The organism is Rhizobium sp. 22-785-1 (genome assembly GCF_053521965.1).
On the sequence record NZ_JBNWDI010000005.1, the window covers coordinates 137,095 to 155,730 of the forward strand.

19 protein-coding genes are annotated in these 18,636 nt (G+C 59.1%); 8 read left to right on the forward strand and 11 right to left on the reverse strand.

What is annotated here, in order from left to right; genetic code table 11:
- Window positions 1-134: 134 nt before the first annotated feature.
- From ACQZ5M_RS12210 to ACQZ5M_RS12225, 4 genes are all read right to left on the reverse strand, one after another.
- Window positions 135-512, reverse strand: a complete 378-nt coding sequence (locus ACQZ5M_RS12210) for a YkvA family protein (protein ID WP_296020487.1) — start codon at window positions 510-512, stop codon at window positions 135-137.
- A gap of 51 nt (window positions 513-563) precedes the next feature.
- The gene (locus ACQZ5M_RS12215) at window positions 564-869 is read right to left on the reverse strand and encodes a 4a-hydroxytetrahydrobiopterin dehydratase (RefSeq protein ID WP_112519409.1); all 306 of its coding nucleotides are present in this window, start codon (window positions 867-869) and stop codon (window positions 564-566) included.
- Between the two features lie 155 nt (window positions 870-1,024).
- A complete protein-coding gene (gene thpR / locus ACQZ5M_RS12220) occupies window positions 1,025-1,618 on the reverse strand; it encodes an RNA 2',3'-cyclic phosphodiesterase (protein WP_296020490.1) in 594 nt (197 codons plus the stop codon).
- A 68-nt stretch (window positions 1,619-1,686) separates the two neighbouring features.
- Window positions 1,687-2,337, reverse strand: a complete 651-nt coding sequence (locus ACQZ5M_RS12225; protein WP_296074731.1) for an arylesterase — start codon at window positions 2,335-2,337, stop codon at window positions 1,687-1,689.
- Between the two features lie 67 nt (window positions 2,338-2,404).
- On the opposite strand from ACQZ5M_RS12225, the gene ACQZ5M_RS12230 reads away from it, so the two are divergent.
- From ACQZ5M_RS12230 to ACQZ5M_RS12240, 3 genes are all read left to right on the forward strand, one after another.
- Window positions 2,405-3,118, forward strand: a complete 714-nt coding sequence (locus ACQZ5M_RS12230) for an ABC transporter ATP-binding protein (RefSeq protein ID WP_296074730.1) — start codon at window positions 2,405-2,407, stop codon at window positions 3,116-3,118.
- Window positions 3,115-5,664: an ABC transporter permease gene (locus ACQZ5M_RS12235; protein WP_296074727.1), complete on the forward strand. Its 2,550-nt coding sequence runs from the start codon at window positions 3,115-3,117 to the stop codon at window positions 5,662-5,664. The genes ACQZ5M_RS12230 and ACQZ5M_RS12235 overlap by 4 nt, the downstream gene beginning before the upstream one ends.
- Before the next feature lie 265 nt (window positions 5,665-5,929).
- Complete coding sequence (locus ACQZ5M_RS12240; RefSeq protein ID WP_296020503.1) at window positions 5,930-6,712, forward strand: Bax inhibitor-1/YccA family protein; 783 nt, start codon at window positions 5,930-5,932, stop codon at window positions 6,710-6,712.
- Between the two features lie 193 nt (window positions 6,713-6,905).
- Here ACQZ5M_RS12240 and ACQZ5M_RS12245 read toward each other — a convergent pair whose 3' ends face one another.
- The 3 genes from ACQZ5M_RS12245 to acnA all read right to left on the reverse strand — a co-directional run bounded on the left by ACQZ5M_RS12245 (window position 6,906) and on the right by acnA (window position 11,348).
- A complete protein-coding gene (locus tag ACQZ5M_RS12245; protein WP_296020505.1) occupies window positions 6,906-7,298 on the reverse strand; it encodes a DUF2794 domain-containing protein in 393 nt (130 codons plus the stop codon).
- Between the two features lie 305 nt (window positions 7,299-7,603).
- On the reverse strand, window positions 7,604-8,386 hold the full coding sequence (locus tag ACQZ5M_RS12250; protein ID WP_296020507.1) for a DUF1223 domain-containing protein: 783 nt from the start codon (window positions 8,384-8,386) through the stop codon (window positions 7,604-7,606).
- A 268-nt stretch (window positions 8,387-8,654) separates the two neighbouring features.
- The gene (gene acnA / locus ACQZ5M_RS12255; RefSeq protein ID WP_296039731.1) at window positions 8,655-11,348 is read right to left on the reverse strand and encodes an aconitate hydratase AcnA; all 2,694 of its coding nucleotides are present in this window, start codon (window positions 11,346-11,348) and stop codon (window positions 8,655-8,657) included.
- A 273-nt stretch (window positions 11,349-11,621) separates the two neighbouring features.
- Here acnA and ccmA point away from each other — a divergent pair, with 273 nt between their 5' ends.
- The 5 genes from ccmA to ACQZ5M_RS12280 all read left to right on the forward strand — a co-directional run bounded on the left by ccmA (window position 11,622) and on the right by ACQZ5M_RS12280 (window position 14,597).
- Complete coding sequence (gene ccmA / locus ACQZ5M_RS12260; protein WP_296074717.1) at window positions 11,622-12,263, forward strand: heme ABC exporter ATP-binding protein CcmA; 642 nt, start codon at window positions 11,622-11,624, stop codon at window positions 12,261-12,263.
- Between the two features lie 67 nt (window positions 12,264-12,330).
- Window positions 12,331-12,990 (forward strand): heme exporter protein CcmB, encoded by a 660-nt coding sequence (ccmB, locus tag ACQZ5M_RS12265; RefSeq protein WP_296020514.1) that lies wholly within the window; start codon window positions 12,331-12,333, stop codon window positions 12,988-12,990.
- Between the two features lie 66 nt (window positions 12,991-13,056).
- The gene (locus ACQZ5M_RS12270; RefSeq protein WP_296020516.1) at window positions 13,057-13,818 is read left to right on the forward strand and encodes a heme ABC transporter permease; all 762 of its coding nucleotides are present in this window, start codon (window positions 13,057-13,059) and stop codon (window positions 13,816-13,818) included.
- 3 nt (window positions 13,819-13,821) lie between these two features.
- Entirely contained in the window at window positions 13,822-13,998 is a 177-nt protein-coding gene (gene ccmD / locus ACQZ5M_RS12275; RefSeq protein WP_296039737.1) for a heme exporter protein CcmD, read from the forward strand.
- Complete coding sequence (locus tag ACQZ5M_RS12280; RefSeq protein ID WP_296039739.1) at window positions 13,995-14,597, forward strand: DsbE family thiol:disulfide interchange protein; 603 nt, start codon at window positions 13,995-13,997, stop codon at window positions 14,595-14,597. The genes ccmD and ACQZ5M_RS12280 overlap by 4 nt, the downstream gene beginning before the upstream one ends.
- 18 nt (window positions 14,598-14,615) lie before the next feature.
- Here the strand turns inward: ACQZ5M_RS12280 and ACQZ5M_RS12285 are convergent, their stop codons facing one another.
- The 4 genes from ACQZ5M_RS12285 to ftsY all read right to left on the reverse strand — a co-directional run bounded on the left by ACQZ5M_RS12285 (window position 14,616) and on the right by ftsY (window position 18,619).
- Window positions 14,616-15,803 carry a GGDEF domain-containing protein gene (locus ACQZ5M_RS12285; RefSeq protein WP_449079882.1) on the reverse strand — a complete coding sequence of 396 codons (1,188 nt, stop codon included), beginning with the start codon at window positions 15,801-15,803 and terminating at the stop codon, window positions 14,616-14,618.
- 92 nt (window positions 15,804-15,895) lie between these two features.
- Window positions 15,896-16,492: a DUF2585 domain-containing protein gene (locus ACQZ5M_RS12290; protein WP_296074707.1), complete on the reverse strand. Its 597-nt coding sequence runs from the start codon at window positions 16,490-16,492 to the stop codon at window positions 15,896-15,898.
- A gap of 13 nt (window positions 16,493-16,505) precedes the next feature.
- Window positions 16,506-17,156: a septation protein A gene (locus tag ACQZ5M_RS12295; protein ID WP_296020528.1), complete on the reverse strand. Its 651-nt coding sequence runs from the start codon at window positions 17,154-17,156 to the stop codon at window positions 16,506-16,508.
- Between the two features lie 2 nt (window positions 17,157-17,158).
- Window positions 17,159-18,619: a signal recognition particle-docking protein FtsY gene (gene ftsY / locus ACQZ5M_RS12300; RefSeq protein WP_449079883.1), complete on the reverse strand. Its 1,461-nt coding sequence runs from the start codon at window positions 18,617-18,619 to the stop codon at window positions 17,159-17,161.
- Window positions 18,620-18,636: the final 17 nt, after the last annotated feature.

Sequence of the window (18,636 nt, forward strand, 5' to 3'; positions counted from 1 at the left end):
CAGAACGTCCTGACGCATGCAAGAAGATGCTCCAGGCGACGCGAGACAGCGCCACATCCACAGCTATGACACGCCAATTCAGGCAAGAATTTGTCAGGATTTGGAAGCGTTGCTAACGGCGCATCACAGGGCCGTTACTCTTCGCGCATCTTCTCCAGCGCCGCATCCGCAGCGTCGTAGTGCTCCATTTTGATATGGGCACGGATCATGGCGAGCGCTGCGGTCAAAACGGCGATGTCATCGGTGAAGCCGATGACCGCCAACATATCCGGCACAACATCGATGGGCATGATGAAATAGCCAAGCGCGGCAAGAAGAATACCCTTGGCACGAAGCGGCGTTCCCGGATCGACCGCGCAATAATAGGCAGCCGCCGCGTCTCTCGCAAAAGGCACCTTGCTGACGACCCGCTTCATCTTGGGCCAGAACTTGGAGCGCACCGTCTGTTCGCGCTCTCTCTGCGTGTCGGGATCACCGGGAAGCAGGATTTCACCGATCTTGACGTCATCCATGGTCGAGTTTCCTTTGGTCATGGCCATGATATAGGAAAGCTGGTGCAGCGTTCAATTGCCGCGCCCGGCAGCCGCCTTCTCCATCGCCTTGGCCAGCAGGATGTCACGCTCGGTGATCCCCTGGGAATCATGCGTGGTGAGACAGACCTTCACCCGCGAATAGACATTCGACCACTCCGGATGGTGATTGAGCTTCTCTGCCACGAGCGCGCATTCCGCCATGAAGCCGAAAGCCTCGGCGAAACTGGCGAATTTGTATGCCTTGACGATCGCCAAACCATCTTCGCGCAGTGACCAACCGTCAATCTCCTCAAGCGCCGTCAGCACCGCGTCCGTTTCAAGCTTCGCATAGGTCACGACGAACCCTCCCCTCGCATTCCTGTTTCGCCCGGGATTCAACGGAAATGCATGCACTTTGGTTCACTCGGGGCCCACAGACCACCGTCTGATAATGGCGCACGACCAAGCCGGCAGCCAGGCGATGCTATGATCGGCCGTTTCCAAGACACGTTTCAGAACAGCGTCTTTTCCGGAAGCAGGCCGGCATCGGCATAGATGCCGCCCGAACGACTTTCATACAATGGAAAAGCCTCTTCGACGATGTAAGGGCCACCGCCAACCGACTCCTTCGAAGACATCAGGACGAAGCGCCCGACGGTGAAGGTGGAGGTGCGAAAATCCCCGCGGCCCGAAAGATAATGGACCACATCGTCGAGCCTCGAATTGCGAAGCCTTGCTAGCGTGACATGCGGCGTGAACTTTCGCGGATCCGGCGGCAGGCCGAGTCTCTGGCAAATGCGCTCGATTTCTGCTTGGAGAGCGACCATTTCCGGGGAAGGAGACACCCCGGCCCAGATGGAGTGCGGCTTCTTCGATCCGAAGGAACCGATGCCCGTCAGGTTGATCTGAAATTCCTCACGCTCGATGCGATCCAGCCGGTCGACCACCTCATCGGCAGTGCGGCCGTCTATATCCCCGATAAAGCGCAAGGTGATGTGATAATTCTCCACGTCAATCCACCGGGCTCCCGGTAGACCACCGCGCAACAATGAAAGGCTCATCGCCGCGTTGCGCGGAATTTCGAGGGCGGTAAACAGTCTCGGCATGGCGAGCTCCCCGAATCTTTTGGCAGAACAAGAACAGCGAATCATGCAACGCTTGGCTGCGCAAGTGCTTATTTTTTTTGCGCACTGATAGTCTTAACAAAGGCCTCGACGGCTGGCAGAGACTTCTCCACCATCACCGCCACACCCTTGGCATTGGGATGCATTCTGTCTTCCAGTTGCAGGCTCTGATCGAGCACCACACCATCCAGGAAGAACGGATAGAGCGGCAGCTGATACTTCTGCGCCAGGCGCTCATAGATCGGGTTGAACGCCTTGCCGTAATCGCCGCCCATATTCGGCGGCACGATGATGCCCACCAACAGGACCGGAATTTTGCGCTTCTGGAACCCTTCGATGATGGCTGAGAGGTTCTTCTCGGTATCGGCCGGTGGAATGCCCCGAAGCGCGTCGTTGGCACCAAGTTCCAGGATTACGCCGTCCGTCCCGTCCGGGACCGACCATTCGGCACGGGCGAGCCCGGCGGAGCTCGTATCTCCCGAAACGCCGGCATTGGTGACCACCACATTCATGCCCTTGGCCTTCAGCGCCGCTTCAAGCTGCGCGGCATAGCTCTCGTTTGGCGCCAGCTGATAACCGGCCATGAGACTGTCGCCAAAGCCGACGATCTGCAATGGCTTGTCTTGAGCCTGCGCGTAAGATGATGAAAAGAGCGCTCCACAAATGACGACGAAGTGAGCGGCAGCGGCTTTAAAATTCATACCAGCCTTCCTAATTGGTGAAGCCGGGCAAGGCTTCTGCACTCTTGGATATATAGGAACGCGAAACGTGGCGAAAAGCACCATCGAGCTGAAGAAAGCGGATCTCACTCTTGGCAGTGCTGCCGCCTCCGTCCACGTTTTGAAGAGCATCGATCTGACCATCGAAGAAGGCGAAGCCGTCGGTATTGTCGGGCCTTCCGGCTCCGGCAAGTCCACGCTGCTGATGGTTCTGGCAGGTCTTGAAAGGCTCGATAGCGGCGAGATCACGATTGCGGGAACGCATCTCCACGCACTTGGAGAGGACGCGCTGGCCGATTTTCGCGGCAAGAATATCGGCATCGTCTTCCAGTCCTTCCACCTGATCGCCAACATGACCGCGCTGGAAAATGTCGCCGTTCCACTCGAGCTTGCCAATGTGCCCAATGCCTTTGACATCGCCGAGCGAGAGCTCACGGCCGTTGGTCTCGGCCAGCGTCTCAACCATTATCCCGGCCAGTTGTCCGGCGGTGAACAGCAGCGCGTGGCGATTGCCAGAGCGCTGGCCCCCTCGCCTGCCGTGCTGATTGCGGATGAGCCCACCGGCAATCTCGACACCGATACCGGCAAGCAGATCGCCGACCTCCTTTTCTCCAAGCAGGCCGAGCGCGGCATGACGATGATCCTCGTCACCCATGATCCGTCACTTGCTGCCCGCTGCACCCGTCAGATCAAGGTGCGCTCGGGCCAGATCGAAGGGGACAGCGCCAGTTCCACCGCCGCCAGACAGGCGGCAAGCGCATGATCCCCTCTGTGGCCAACATCCGAAACGCATTGAGACTGGCCCGCCGGGAAATCCGTGGGGGGTTCGGCGGCTTCTACATCTTCCTCGCCTGCATTGCGCTTGGCACCGGGGCGATCGCCGCGGTCAATTCCGTATCGCGCGCGGTGACCAGCGCCATTGCCGATGAGGGTCAGTCCATTCTGGCTGGCGATGTGCGTTTCGAGCTCAGAAACCGCGAAGCCAATACAGACGAACGCGCTTATATCGACAGTCTCGGCGAGGTCGCCGTCTCCGACGGTCTGCGCTCTATGGCCCGCCTTGAGGACGGATCGCAGCAGACGCTCGCCGAAGTGAAGGCCGTCGATGGTGCCTATCCACTCTACGGGGATTTCGTTTCCGAACCGGCACGTCCGCTTCCCGAGCTTCTGGCTAGACAGGGTGAGAGCTTCGGCGCAGTCGCGGCGCCGATGCTGCTTGAGCGCCTCGGCATCAAGGTCGGCGACGACCTGCTTCTTGGCAATGCAAGGCTGAAACTGACGGGCACCATCGTGACCGAGCCGGACACGCTTTCCGACGGCTTCGGCTTCGCGCCCCGCCTTTTCATCAGCCGGGATGCGCTTGTCGCCTCCGGTCTGATCCAGACAGGAAGCCTGATCGAGCATGCTTACAAGGTTCGCCTGACCGACCAATCCAAGCGCGCAACGATTATTGAGACGACCAACAAGGAATTTCCCAATGCCGGCTGGTCCATTCGCACCAGCGACCGCGCCGCGCCGCAACTCACCGAAAACGTCAACCGCTTTTCCCAATTCCTGACGCTCGTTGGCCTCACTGCGCTGATCGTCGGCGGTGTGGGAGTGGCGAATGCCGTGCGCGCCTTTCTCGATTCCAAGCGCACCACGATTGCCTCGCTGAAATGCCTTGGCGCACCGGCGAGCGTGGTGACGATGACCTATCTGTTCCAGATCGGTTTCATTGCCTGCGTCGGAATCCTGATTGGACTACTCTTCGGTGCCGTAGCACCCCTCATCGCCATGCGCTTTCTGGACGGCGTGCTGCCGGTGCCAAAAGAGCTTGCCTTCTACCCATCGGCACTCTGGCTTGCCGCCGTCTTCGGCATGCTGACCACGCTTGCTTTCGCCATCGTGCCGCTCGGCCAGGCGCGTGAAGTGCCCGCCACGGCCCTCTTCCGCGAACAGGGTTTCGAAGAGGGACGGCTTCCCTCCTGGCCGTATCTTGCCGCAACCGCAGTCTTTCTCGCAGTGCTTGCAAGCCTTGCGATCTTCACGGCGGATGATCGTTTCATCGCCTCGGTCTTCCTTGGCGCCATCGCATTTGCTTTCGTCGTCTTGCGGCTAGTCGCCGCCGGCATCAAAGCCTTGGCGAAACGCAGCCCACGTGTCCATTCCGCAGCTCTCAGGCTTGCGATCGGCAATATTCACCGACCCGGCGCACTCACCCCTTCTGTCGTCCTGTCGCTCGGTCTTGGACTGACGCTGCTGGTGACGCTGACGCTGATCGATGGCAACCTGCGGCGGGAATTGACCTCGACGCTGCCGGAGAAAGCGCCGAATTTCTTCTTCGTGGATATCCAGGGAAGCGAGCGCGACGGTTTCCGCGACCTCGTCAAGCGCGAAGCGCCGGAAGGCACCCTCACCGAGGTCCCAATGCTGCGCGGCCGTATCCTGGCGCTCAACGGTCAGGACGTCACCAAGATCGAGGTGCCACCATCGGGCCGCTGGGTTCTGCGCGGCGATCGCGGCATCACCTATTCTCAAGATCTTCCGGAAAATACCAAGCTCAGGCAAGGCACGTGGTGGGGCAAGGATTATAGCGGCGAGCCGCTGGTGTCCTTTGCCGCCGAAGAAGCCCGCGAGCTTGGCCTCAAGATCGGCGATACGGTGACCGTCAACGTCCTTGGCCGCAGCATCACCGCCAGGATCGCCAATCTGCGTGACGTGCAATGGCAGTCCATGTCGATCAATTTTGTCATGGTCTTTTCGCCCAACACCTTCCGCGGCGCACCGCATGCCTGGCTTGCAACCCTCGCTGACCCTTCGGCGACACCCGCCAAGGAAGGCGAGATCCTGCGCAGCATCACCAATGCTTATCCGACAATCACCACCGTGCGCGTCAAGGATGCGCTCGATATCGTCGACAGGCTGGTGGGACAGTTGGCCACCGCGATCCGTGCGGCGGCTGCCGTTGCGCTGATTGCCTCCGTGCTGGTGCTGGCCGGTGCTCTGGCGGCGGGGAACCGTGCGCGCACCCGTGATGCGGTGATTTTGAAGACGCTCGGCGGCACCCGCTCCATGCTAATCCGAGCCTTCTCCTATGAGTATATCATCCTCGGCGTTGCGACCGCCACCTTTGCCCTTCTGGCGGGTGGTGTCTCCGCGTGGTTCGTGATTGCCCGCATCATGAAGCTGCCGTCCAGCTTCCTGCCAGATGTGGCGATCGGCACGCTTGTCGTGTCGCTCCTGATGACGGTGGGCATCGGCCTGATCGGCACATGGCGCATTCTCGGGCAGAAGGCAGCACCTGTGCTGCGCCAGGCGGGTGAATAATCCACTAGATGCAAAGCAGAAGCTGAAATCGGAAAAGTTGCGCGCGATTTAACTTTTACGATTAATTCTTCGTAATGATGTCAAAAACGTTATCGCTTTTCGCGCATACGGTGTTTTTTCGGCATTCTCCGCTCTTGTAACAAATGCGCCATCGTCTCATATTCTCTGGTAGGCTTGCTGTAGCTCCGCAGCGGCGCCTGGGGTAATGTCCGTGTAACGGTCTTATCCCGACACCGTAGCAACTTCGGAGCTAAAAGAGGAAACAATGGCTGACTTTAACAACTACCAGAACCGCGTGGCCCAGGGCCGTGCTCAGTCTGGTGCGATGATCGACGAAGGTCTTCGCTCCTACATGGTGAAGGTCTACAACCTTATGGCGCTCGCACTGGTGATTACCGGTGTTGCTGCCTTCGGTTTTGCTAGCCTCGCTGTGACATCTGATCCAGCTGCGGCTGTCGCGACTTTGCCCAACGGAAAGATGCTGACGGAATTGGGCTACGCGATCTATGCATCCCCGCTTCGCTGGGCCGTCATGCTGGCTCCGCTAGCTTTGGTTTTCTTCCTGAGCTTCCGCGTGCATAAGATGAGCGTGTCTGCCGCCCAGTCGACCTTCTGGGTCTATGCGGCACTCGTCGGTCTCTCGATCTCTTCGATCTTCCTGAGATATACCGAAGCCAGCATCGTCCAGACGTTCTTCATTACGGCTGCTTCTTTCGGCGCGCTGTCGCTCTACGGCTACACGACCAAGAAGGACCTGTCCGCCATGGGCTCGTTCCTGATCATGGGCCTGTTCGGCCTGATCATCGCGTCGATCGTCAACATCTTCCTTAAGTCCGACGGCTTAGGCTTCGCTGTCTCTGCAATCGGTGTCCTGATCTTTGCGGGTCTGACGGCTTACGATACGCAGAAGATCAAGGAAATGTACTTCGAAGGTGACGACGTTCTCGTAGCCGGTCGCAAGGCGATCATGGGTGCGCTGACGCTCTACCTCGACTTCCTGAACCTATTCATGTTCCTGCTTCAGTTCCTGGGCAACCGGAACAACTAAGGGTCGCGACAGCGCTCAAACATAAAGGCGGCCACCGGCCGCCTTTTTCATGTCCACTTACGAGGCAGAGGAAGCGCCGCTTCTGACTGTTTTTTAGCACCGGCCCTAAAATCGGACCCGATCTGCGGAAAGCACGATACATCAATTCAAAGCGGCGAAGCGCTCGTTGCGCGTCCAATAGGCGCACGGCGCTCTAGTCGATCAGCTTCAAAGCCTTGTCGAATACCTTCAGCACCTGAGGCAACTCATGCCCACGCTTGAGAATGCGGCCATCGGTGTTGATAACGCAGTAAGCGCCCTGCTTGGCAGCTAGCTTCGGGTTTTTCTCGATCCTGAACAGCGGCATTTCGCCGGAGCGCTTGAAGACGGAGAACACCGCCTTTTCCTTCATGTGGTCGATGGCATAGTCGCGCCACTCGCCCTCGCCCACCATGCGGCCATAGATGCGCAGAATGGCGTCCAATTCCCGGCGGTGGAAGGTGACAGGCAAGGGATCCTTGCTTTGTTTATACTCACGAAGATCAACGACGGTTGAGCCTTCTCGCGTCTGAGAATTCGCGTAATGCAAATCCGGCTGATCGGTCATCCGGCACCTCGCTCGACTGCATATGACATCTGCGCGACAGTCTGTGCCCGGCTTGGACAAATTGCAAGCCCGCAACGTTGATGTGCAAACGACACCTTGATCGGTAACCAATGAGGCACGCGGACTGGCTCAAATGCCCAATTTCAAACAAATCATGGCCCGAATTCGGTGGAATAGTGCGATCGTCAATTGATGCCTAGGCACCAAGATGACCCGGTCCGGTGCATTGACCCTTTACCCCCAGCCCCCAATGCCCGGACCGGATCTCCCCCTCGCGGGGATCGGGGAAACCTATTCCGAGAGCCTTACCCCTCAGAATGCATCAGCACGTTCGCGCCGACGATAGCTGACGGATTGCCCGCTGCATCCATTTTTTGCAGCAACACGGCGCAACCGCCGGACTTGGCCTTTGCCATCACACTTGCCGGCAGCTTGACCGTCATAGCCTTGCCATCCCACATGCCCACCGTCTGCACGTCATAGACACTGTGCCAGTAGGAAATGGTCTTGCCCTGGTTCTCGCCCTTTTGGACGTCCACGACCTGCTCGCGGTTGAAATAGGCAACCACGACTTCTGCCTTGCCCTCACCGGCGCCAATGTCGATCTCGATCTCGTCGCCGACGCGCTCGGTGCTGACGGGAACGCTCAGGCCCTCTCCCGCATGATTGAAATCGTCGAGCCGCTTGTAGATCGTCTGGATATCCGCGCCCTTCACATGGTCGCGTCCGTTGACCACGGCCTGTGGCGTATAGACATTGTTGCGCCCGAGCGCCCGGGCATAGCCATATTGCCGCTCGGTGTTTTCCTTCGACGCCAGCGAATCCGTCCAGCCGAGATAGTTCCAGTAGTCCACGTGATAGGACAGGCCAATCACATCGCCGTTCTGGATAAGCTTGCGCAAATTGGCATCCGCCGGTGGGCAGGACGCGCAGCCCTGCGAGGTAAAGAGTTCGACCACGCCTTTCAGCCCGTCCTGTGCGTAAGCTGCACCGCCAGAAAGCCCGCCGAAAAGGCACAGGGAAACGCCGAAGCTGCGAAGCCCATTTCTAAAAGTGCCGCTTCGCTGCGGGCCAATTTTATTCGGCATGATATGAACCCTTGTCTGAATGCCGGTCCGAACCATTGATGCAATCAATTTGGGTGTGGAGGCAAGGCGGAAAATAGCCTCGAACTCTGTTCAAGAGGAAGTCACGATGGGGTGAGCATCGCAAGCCCCGTGCGGGTGCAAAAGACCTGGATGGCGAGCCGTCGCGTTCACGCAATTCCCCAATCATGATCTCATGCGCAGAGCGTCCCGATCGGACACAAAAAAACGCCGGGATTGCTCCCGGCGTTCGATGTCTTTGACGGATGGATCAGGCTGCCAGATCGCGAAGAACGGTCTGCAGAATGCCGCCATTGTCCATGTAGGTCACTTCGTCCAGCGTATCGATGCGGCAAAGCAGCGGAACTTCCTTCACTGTGCCGTCCGAATAGGTGATCTTTGCGATCTTGGTTTCGCGCGGCTTGATCTCGCCTTCGAGGCCTTCGATGGTGACGGTTTCGTCGCCCTTCAGACCCAGGCTTGCCCAAGTTGTGCCTTCCTGGAAGGTGAAGGGCACGACGCCCATGCCGACCAGGTTGGAGCGGTGAATACGCTCGAAGGACTGCGCCACCACGGCCTTGACGCCGAGCAGATTGGTGCCCTTTGCCGCCCAGTCACGCGAGGAGCCGTTGCCGTACTCGACACCGGCGAAGATGACGAGCGGAACGCCCTCATCCTTGTACTTCATCGCAGCGTCGTAGATCGACATCTCTTCCTTGGACGGATAGTGGATGGTGTAGCCACCTTCCTTGCCGTTCGGCCCGAGCATGTGGTTGCGAATGCGGATGTTGGCAAACGTGCCGCGCATCATCACTTCGTGGTTGCCACGGCGCGTGCCGTACTGGTTGAAGTCGGCAACCGCCACGCCGTTTTCGGTGAGATAAGCACCGGCAGGAGACGCTGCCTTGATCGAACCGGCCGGAGAGATGTGGTCGGTGGTGATCTTGTCGCCGAAGAGACCGAGAACGCGCGCGCCCTTGATGTCCTTGAGACCAGTGCCCTTCTTGCCCATGCCGACGAAGTAAGGCGGGTTCTGGACGTAGGTGGAGTTGTCGTCCCAGGCATAGGTCTGACCATCAGGAACCTGAACGGCCTGCCAGTTTTCGTCGCCCTTGAACACGTCCGCGTACTTGGTCTCGAACAGTTCACGGGTCACGTATTTCTGGATGAATTCCTGGACTTCCGCAGAGGTCGGCCAGATGTCCTTCAGATAGACCGGGTTGCCGTTCTGGTCTTCACCGAGCGGCTCCTTCGTCAAGTCCTTCTGCACCGTGCCGGCCAGCGCATAAGCGACGACGAGCGGCGGGGAAGCGAGGTAGTTCGCCTGGACGTCCGGCGAAATGCGGCCTTCGAAGTTACGGTTGCCGGAAAGAACGCCAGCGGTGATCAGACCCTTGTCGTTGATGGTTTTGGAGATCGGCGCTGGCAGCGGGCCGGAGTTGCCGATGCAGGTCGTGCAGCCGAAGCCGACGAGGTTGAAGCCGAGCGCGTCGAGCTCCTTCTGCAGGCCAGCCTTTTCCAGATATTCCGCCACGACCTGGCTTCCAGGTGCAAGCGATGTCTTTACCCACGGCTTGGACTTCAGGCCCTTGGCAACGGCGTTGCGGGCGAGAAGACCGGCAGCGATCAGCACCGACGGGTTGGAGGTGTTGGTGCAAGACGTGATGGCGGCAATTGCCACATCGCCATGTCCGAGGTCGTAGCTTTCGCCTTCCACCGCATAGCGAGTGTCGATCTGGCCAGGCTTCTTGTAGTCGTTCTCGAGAGCGGTCGCGAAGTTCGAAGCAATGGTTTCGAGCGGCAGGCGGCCTTCCGGACGCTTCGGACCGGCCATGGATGGCACGACGTCGTTGAGGTCGAGTTCCAGCGTGTCGGTGAAGACGAGCTGCGAGCCGTCATTGTCGCGCCACATGCCCTGCGCCTTGGAATAGGCTTCGACGAGCGCGATACGATCCTTCGCGCGGCCGGACATGTTGAGGTAGCCAACGGTGGCGGTATCGACAGGGAAGAAGCCGCAGGTCGCGCCGTATTCCGGACCCATATTGCCGATCGTCGCACGGTCTGCGACCGGCAGTGTGTCGAGGCCGGGGCCGAAGAATTCGACAAACTTGGACACGACGCCCTTCTTGCGCAGCATCTGCACCACGGTCAGAACGAGGTCGGTCGCGGTAACGCCTTCCTTCAGCGTGCCCGTCAGCTTGAAGCCGATGACTTCAGGCAGAAGCATCGAAACCGGCTGGCCGAGCATGGCCGCTTCGGCTTCGATGCCGCCAACGCCCCAGCCCAGAACGCCAAGACCGTTGATCATGGTCGTGTGGCTGTCGGTGCCGACGCACGTATCCGGATAAGCGATCGTCTCGCCATCCTCGTCCTTCGTCCAGACAGTCTGGCCGAGATATTCGAAGTTCACCTGGTGACAGATGCCGGTGCCTGGCGGAACGACGCGGAAGTTCTTGAACGCCTGCTGGCCCCACTTGAGGAAGCGGTAGCGCTCGCCGTTGCGCTCATATTCGAGCTCGACGTTGCGGGCAAAAGCATTCGGATTGCCGAACTCGTCGACGATGACCGAGTGGTCGATGACGAGGTCGACGGGAACGAGCGGGTTGATCTTTTCCGGATCGCCGCCGAGAGCCTTGATGCCATCGCGCATGGCTGCGAGATCGACGACGGCGGGAACGCCGGTGAAGTCCTGCATCAGAACACGGGCGGGACGGTAAGCGATTTCCGCTTCCTTCAGACCCTTGTTGTTCAGCCACTCGGCAACAGCCTCGATATCGGACTTGCGAACCGAACGGCCGTCTTCATTGCGCAGCAGGTTCTCAAGCAGAACCTTCATCGAATAGGGGAGATTGGCGACGCCCTTGAGGCCGTTCGCTTCCGCTTTCGGCAGGCTGTAATAGACATATTCCTTACCGTCGACGGTAAGAACGGAACGACAATTGAAACTGTCGAGAGATTTTGCCACGGTAGTAAACCCCGTTCATTCTGATAGCCAACACGCGCGTGCGGACACCTATGCACTATCATGCACATCAGGATGCGGGTACGACCATTTCCGCTGTCCGCACGAGAAAATTGCTTCCGCAATATTCAGGTCCGGCGCTAGGTGATGTTCACGCCGGCCGCTGGCGTGGTTGAGACCCATATAGATAATTTCGCCAAAACGTGCCAGACCAACTCATGGCTAAAATCGATTTTTTTTGATCGAGATGATGAAATTCTTAAACGAGGCGGAGCAGTGCATCTGACAGCGGAAAATCTTGGCGTCAGACGGGGCGAAGATTTTATATTCATGAACGTTTCTCTCCAGTTAACGGATGGCGTCGCCCTCGTTCTCACCGGCGCCAACGGGTCAGGCAAATCCACGCTTCTACGCGTCCTTGCAGGCCTGCTGCCTGCCGAGACCGGGACCATAAAGATAGCCGGCGAAGGAATTGAAGAGGGCACACGGCCCGCTGAAGTCAGCCACTATCTCGGCCACCGCAACGCCATGAAACAGGAAATGACAGTTTACGAGAACCTCTCCTTCTGGAAGCGTTTCTTCGGTGACTTCAACGGCGTGCCCTCTGCCTCCATCGAAGACGCTGCCGAGATCGTCGGCCTTGCCGGTATCACCCACCTGCCCTTCGGATACCTTTCCGCCGGCCAGCAACGGCGATTTGCCATGGCCAAGCTGCTCGTGGCTTGGAAGCCGATCTGGATTTTGGATGAGCCAACGGCAGCGCTGGATGCAGAGGCGGACCGCATGTTTACCGGATTGGTGAAGGCGCATCTGGCAAGGAGTGGTCTCGTGGTCGCGGCAACGCACCAGCCGCTTGGACTGGAGGATGCCAAAGAGTTGCGGATGACTGGGTTTGCCGGAGTGGAGGAGGTTTATTGATGAGCTTCCTCACCTGTACCGAGCATACCCTCAAGCGCAAACGCCCCGGAAGCAGGAACCCCGCCCGATGATCGCGCTGTTCCTGCGAGACCTCAAGCTCTCCATCCGCGCTGGCGGCGGTGCACTGATCGGCGTCCTGTTCTTCATGACGGTCGTTGCCGTCATACCCTTCGGCGTCGGCCCGGACCTCAATCTCCTTTCCCGCATCGGCCCTGCCATCGTCTGGATCGGCGCCCTGCTTGCAGCGCTTCTCGGCCTGGACCGGCTGTTTCAGGCAGAAAGGGACGACGGCTCCCTTGACCTGATCCTGATGCATGAAAATCCGCTGGTGCTGACGGTTCTGGTCAAATGCCTGGCGCACTGGACGGCAACCGGCCTGCCGCTGGTCATCGCTTCGCCGCTGCTGGGCCTGTTCATGAACATGGGAGAGGTGGCCATCGGTGCCGTCATGCTGACGCTGCTGGTCGGAACCCCTGCCCTCACCTTTATCGGTGCGGTGGGTGCAGCCGTCGCCGTTGCCCTGCCGCGCGGTGGCCTGCTGGTATCTATCCTTGTCCTGCCGCTTGCCATCCCCGTGCTGATCTTCGGCGTCAGCGCGTCTTACGCAGCGGTGGAAGATCCCGCCCCATTCCTTCCGCCCTTCATGATCCTGATTGCCATCACGCTCTTTTCATCGGTGGTCGGCCCGTTCTTTGCCGCTTTGGCACTGCGCAACTCCACGGATTGATAAGGATCAATTGCCGCGGCTTCGTCCTCACTGTAAAAGGACCTTGCCCGCGGCCAGAAAGATGCCATGACCCAGACGAGCCTAGCCATCACCAAGTTCAGCGATCTTGCCAATCCCACCCGGTTTTTGGCGCTGTCATCGCGCATTCTGCCATGGCTAGCAGGGCTCTCCGCCCTGTGTCTGCTGGCTGGTCTCTATCTCGCCTTCTCGACGGAGGGCGATTATCAGCAGGGCAACACCGTGCGCATCATGTATGTGCATGTGCCTGCCGCCTGGCTCTCCATGATGTGCTATACCGTGATGGCGCTGTCGGCCATCGGCACGCTGGTCTGGCGCCATCCACTGGCCGATGTCAGCCACAAGTCCGCAGCGCCAATCGGTGCGGCCTTCACACTGATTGCACTCATCACCGGTTCGCTCTGGGGCAAGCCCATGTGGGGCACGTGGTGGGTCTGGGATGCGCGCCTGACCTCCGTCTTCATTCTGTTCCTGATGTATCTCGGCCTCATTGCCTTCAACAAGGCGATGGACGATCCGTCGAAGGCGGCGCGTGTCAGCGCCGTTCTGATCCTCGTCGGCTTCGTCAACATCCCGATCATCAAGTTTTCGGTGGAGTGGTGGAACACGCTGCATCAACCGGCAAGCGTCATGCGCATGGACGGTCCGGCCATCGACCCGGAATTTCTCTGGCCGTTGCTGACCATGGCAATCGGCTTCACCCTGCTGTTCTTCACGCTTCACCTTGCCGCCATGCGCAATGAAATCATGCGCCGTCGCATCGCCGCACAGCGGCGCCTCGCCGCGCGTGCGGCTGGACGAGGAGCGTAAGAGATGACCCACGCGTTTTACATCGGCATGTCCTACGCCCTCACCGGCCTGATCGTCTTGTCCCTGATCGCCTGGGTCTGGCTCGATGGGCGCGCCCGAAAGCGAGAATTGAAAGAACTGGAAGCGCTCGGCATTCGCCGCCGCTCGCGTCCGGCCAAAACCGAGGCGCCTTCGGCATGAGCGACAAAGAAGCCTCTCCACCGTCCGCATCGCGTGGCCGATCGCGCTATGTGCTGGCGCTTCTGCCACTGCTGGTCTTTGGCGGCTTTGCCGCCATCGCTGCCAAGATGCTCTATGAGCAGGACGTCAACGGCCTCGATGTCAGCGCTATTCCCTCGGCACTGATCGGCACCAAGGCACCTTCGCTCACACTGCCGCCGCTGGAGGGCTCCAATGTGCCCGCGCTGACCGATGCGGCGATTGCCGGCAAGCTGACGCTGGTCAACGTCTTCGCATCCTGGTGCGTGCCCTGCCGGCAGGAGCACCCGATGCTGAAGGAGCTGTCCAAGGACAAACGTCTCAACATTGTCGGCATCAATTACAAGGACAAGACCGATAACGCCGTGCGTTTTCTCGGCGAACTCGGCAACCCTTATGCCGCCATCGGTATCGATCCGAACGGCAGGGCGGCGATTGACTGGGGCGTGTACGGTATTCCGGAGACCTATCTGGTCGGTCCGGACGGCACGATCATCTACAAGAAGGTCGGCCCGATCGACGTGACGACCTACGAACGAGAACTCATCCCGGCCATCGAAAGCGCTGCTGCCGGAGATTGATGGCTGCGGTGGTGAACGTCAGCTCGCAACGATCTTGAGGCTGGCCGCAGGCGTGACACTCACAACAGCAACTCCTTCGTGAACTACCTGATTTCGTCCTGCCTGCTTTGCTTTGTAGAGGAAGCCATCCGCGCGCGAGATCGCATCATGGATGGAGTGGTCGCCAAGCGCGATCGCGGATACGCCGAAGCTGCTGGTGATGTGAACCGGAAACGGCCCGTTTGACCAGTTACGCGCGGCAAAGGCGCTGCGCACCATATTGGCAAGCACCGCCAGCTGCGACGCCGGGAGATCGGGAACGTAAGCAACGAATTCCTCGCCGCCAAAGCGCGCAATCTTGGCATTGGCAGGCAGCGTGTCCTTAAGGAGCGACGCAAGCGCGATGATGACCCGATCGCCGGTTGCATGGCCAAAGCGGTCATTGACCGTCTTGAAGTGATCGATATCGCAGATCAGCACGGCACCGGAAGGTAGCGGCGATACGCGAAAATCCGGCGCGCCCAGATCGAAGCCTCGCCGATTTAACAGCCCTGTCAGCGAATCCTGGTCTGCCAGCAGCCGATGCTGATCCAGCACCCGCGCGGCGCCACTCGCCAACACAGACAGCGCCATTAGAAATCCGCAAATGCTGGCGGCAAACTGAGCAATATAGGCGTAGTCGGAGAAGAGATAGGTATCGAGGCTTTCCATCGACGCGGCGCTGGTTTGCGTCAACAACAGCGTCACCCGCGTCATCGTCTCCATCACCACGAGGCTGACCGCCACCAGCAGCAGCTTATCCATGAGGTTGCGCGCTTGCCTGCGCGCCAGGAAGATGGATGGTGCGAGAAGCAGCGCTAGCCCCGTGTCGGACGTTGCCAGCTCGTTTCTCAAATTCGGCTCGATGAAGATGAAGAAGCACACCGCGCAATATCCGGCAGCGGCGAAAGCAAGCCGCAGCCTCCAATGCGTCTTCACGCCAAAATGGACAAGCAGCGCGTGGCCATAAAAGAAGAAAGCCGCGAAGAACACCAGGTTGGAGACGACCGCCTGGGTGATCAGAAACGTGTCCGTCAGCACCATCGGGAGGGCAAAGCCGCTGGCGGCTGAAAGAAAGCCCATGCCCCAGTAGCGTCCGGAATGAAACCCCACGGTCTGGAGGCTAAGAAAGATCAACCCGAATGTGAGCAGGATAAAGGGCAGCAGATAAGCAAAATTGTCCTGCAAGACGGACGCCTCTGAAGAAATGATAAAACAGGCATCGAGATATACGGCGCGTTTGTTAATAAAGCGCCCGCTCGCACGCTGACAAACCCGGATCAGGCGCCAGGAAGCGCGTTTTGCCACTCCTTGATAGCGTCTACCGGCCAGACCAGCATCAGCACATTCAAGGTAAGATTGTCGCGGATCAGCCAGCCGGTAAAGATCTCGAAGAGGATCGCAATCAGGATCGTCAGCCAAACTGGCATGCGTGCAGCGAAGAAGAAGCCCACGATCATGAAGACCGTGTCCATCGCCGAATTGAGAATGCTGTCGCCGCTATAGCCGAGCGCCATGGTGGCAGTGCGATAGCGGTCAATGATGATCGGCGAGTTTTCCAGGATTTCCCAGGCAGCCTCGACCAGAACCGCAAGAGACAGCCGGAACGACAGAGGCTTGCTACGGAACAGAAGCCATGCGAGCCCATAGAACAGGAAGCCATGGATGATGTGGGACGGCGTGTACCAGTCGGCAATGTGCTGCGAATTGCCGGGCGTGTTCACACCGGGTTCGAAGAGCTTCACATAGCCACATTCGCAGATCGGCACGCGGCCCATCATGTAGAGAATAAAGATCTGCGCGACGAGGAGCCCCGCTGCCATCCAATACCATTTGACCGAAGACGCGCGAGAGGCAGGCACAACCGAAACCGTCATTTGTCGTCCTTGGTCATTTATCATCTTTGGTCAGGGGCTCGACCGAGTGGCGCATGACGAGCGGCATCTGCGCCATGGTGAAGATGATAGTGATCGGCATGGTGCCCCACACCTTGAAGGCAACCCATGTATCGGTCGAGAAATTGCGCCAGACGACTTCGTTCAGCACTGCAAGAAACAGGAAGAATACGCCCCAGCGGAGTGTCAGCTTGCGCCAGCCCTCATCATCCAACTTGAAGGCGGAGTTGAAGACATAGCCGAGAAGCGATTGACCGAAGAACAGCCCGCCGAGCAGAATGACGCCGAAGAGCGTATTGACGATGGTGGGCTTCATCTTGATGAAGGTGTCGTTCTGCAAATAGAGCGTCAGTGCGCCGAAGACGAGAACGACGAGACCGGAGATCAGCGGCATCATCGGCAATGTGCGCGTGAGAATCCAGGAGACGGTGAGCGCCAGCGCCGTCGCAATCATGAAGAGGCCGGTGGCGATGAAGATCGGCCCACCGAACTCATGCAGAACGGGAAGCTTTTCCGCCAGCCAGTCGCCCTTGGAGTTGGCGAAGAAGAAGACAACAAGCGGTCCGAGTTCCAGAACGAACTTCAGAAGCGGGCTGACCTCACGCACCATCTTTTCGCTTTCGCGCTGATTGCTTTCCACGTCCATACTCAAACTCCCGCAATCGCCTTGGCGAAATCTTCTGCTTCGAACGGCTCCAAATCGTCCACGCCTTCGCCAACGCCGATGAAATAGACCGGCAGCTTGTGCTTGGCAGCGATGGCAACGAGGATACCGCCCCGCGCCGTGCCATCCAACTTTGTCATAATCAGGCCCGAGACGCCGGCAACGTTGCGGAATATCTCCACCTGGTTCATGGCATTCTGGCCGGTCGTCGCATCCAGCGTCTGCAGAACCGTGTGCGGCGCGTCCGGATCGAGTTTTGCAAGAACGCGCACGATCTTTTCCAGCTCCGCCATCAGTTCGGTCTTGTTCTGCAGACGGCCTGCCGTGTCGATGATCAGCACGTCGCTCTTCTTCGCCCGTGCCTGTTCATAGGCATCATAGGCAAGCCCTGCCGCATCGGCCCCGAGCTTGGTACCGATGAATTCCGAGCCGGTGCGATCGGCCCAGATCTTCAGCTGCTCGATGGCAGCCGCACGGAATGTATCGCCCGCGGCCAGCATCACCTTCAGGCCGGAGCCGGAGAGTTTTGCCGCAAGCTTGCCGATGGTGGTGGTCTTGCCGGTGCCATTGACGCCGACCACCAGAATGACATGCGGCTTGTGCGACAGATCGAGTTCGAGCGGCTTGGCGACGGGCTCAAGCACCTTGGTGATCTCGCTTGCCATGATCTTGGCAACATCTTCGCCGCTGACATCCTTGCCATAGCGCTCGGAAGACAAGGCACCGGTGATGCGCATGGCGGTCTCGACGCCAAGGTCCGACTGGATCAGCAGGTCTTCAAGTTCGTCCAGCGTGTCTTCATCGAGCTTGCGCTTGGTGAAGAGCGCCGAAATCTGGTTCGTCAGCTGCGAAGATGTGCGTGCGAGACCGGCGCGCAGGCGCTGGAACCAGGTGAGCTTCAGCTCAGGTGCAGCCTCGACCGGCTCGACACGATCGGCCGCAGAGGCAAAGCCTTTTGGTAGCGCCGGGGGAAGTGCAGCTGGAACAGCAGGTGAAAGCGCAGCCGGCGGAATGCCGCTTGCCGCTTCCGCTTCATCCAGAATGCCGCCCAGAGCATTGTCGTCCAGCGGTGCTTGCGCATCCACCTGCTCGGCACCATCCACGTCCTCACCGGCCTCAGCTTCCGCCTCCAGCAAAGAGAGCGGCACCATGCCGATATCACCAACCAGCTCAGGCCCGGGCAGAAGCGGCGCTTCCTCGTCCTCGTTTCCAGCGGTGTCACTTGCCTGCCCGACGTCGTCAGAGACAGGGCCTGCGGCACTTTTCATCTCTACATCGGGTACAGGGTCTTGCGCGGGCAGCGTATGGGCTTCCGCCTCGCTCAACGCCTCTTCGAAGGCGCTGCGATCCTCAAGGCGGGAGACGGCCTCTTCGCTTTCCGGACTATCCGTTTCGGCCTTGTCCTTGCCGAACGAAAAGACTTTTTTGATGAAGCCGAGGGCCATGACTGTTCCGTCTCGTG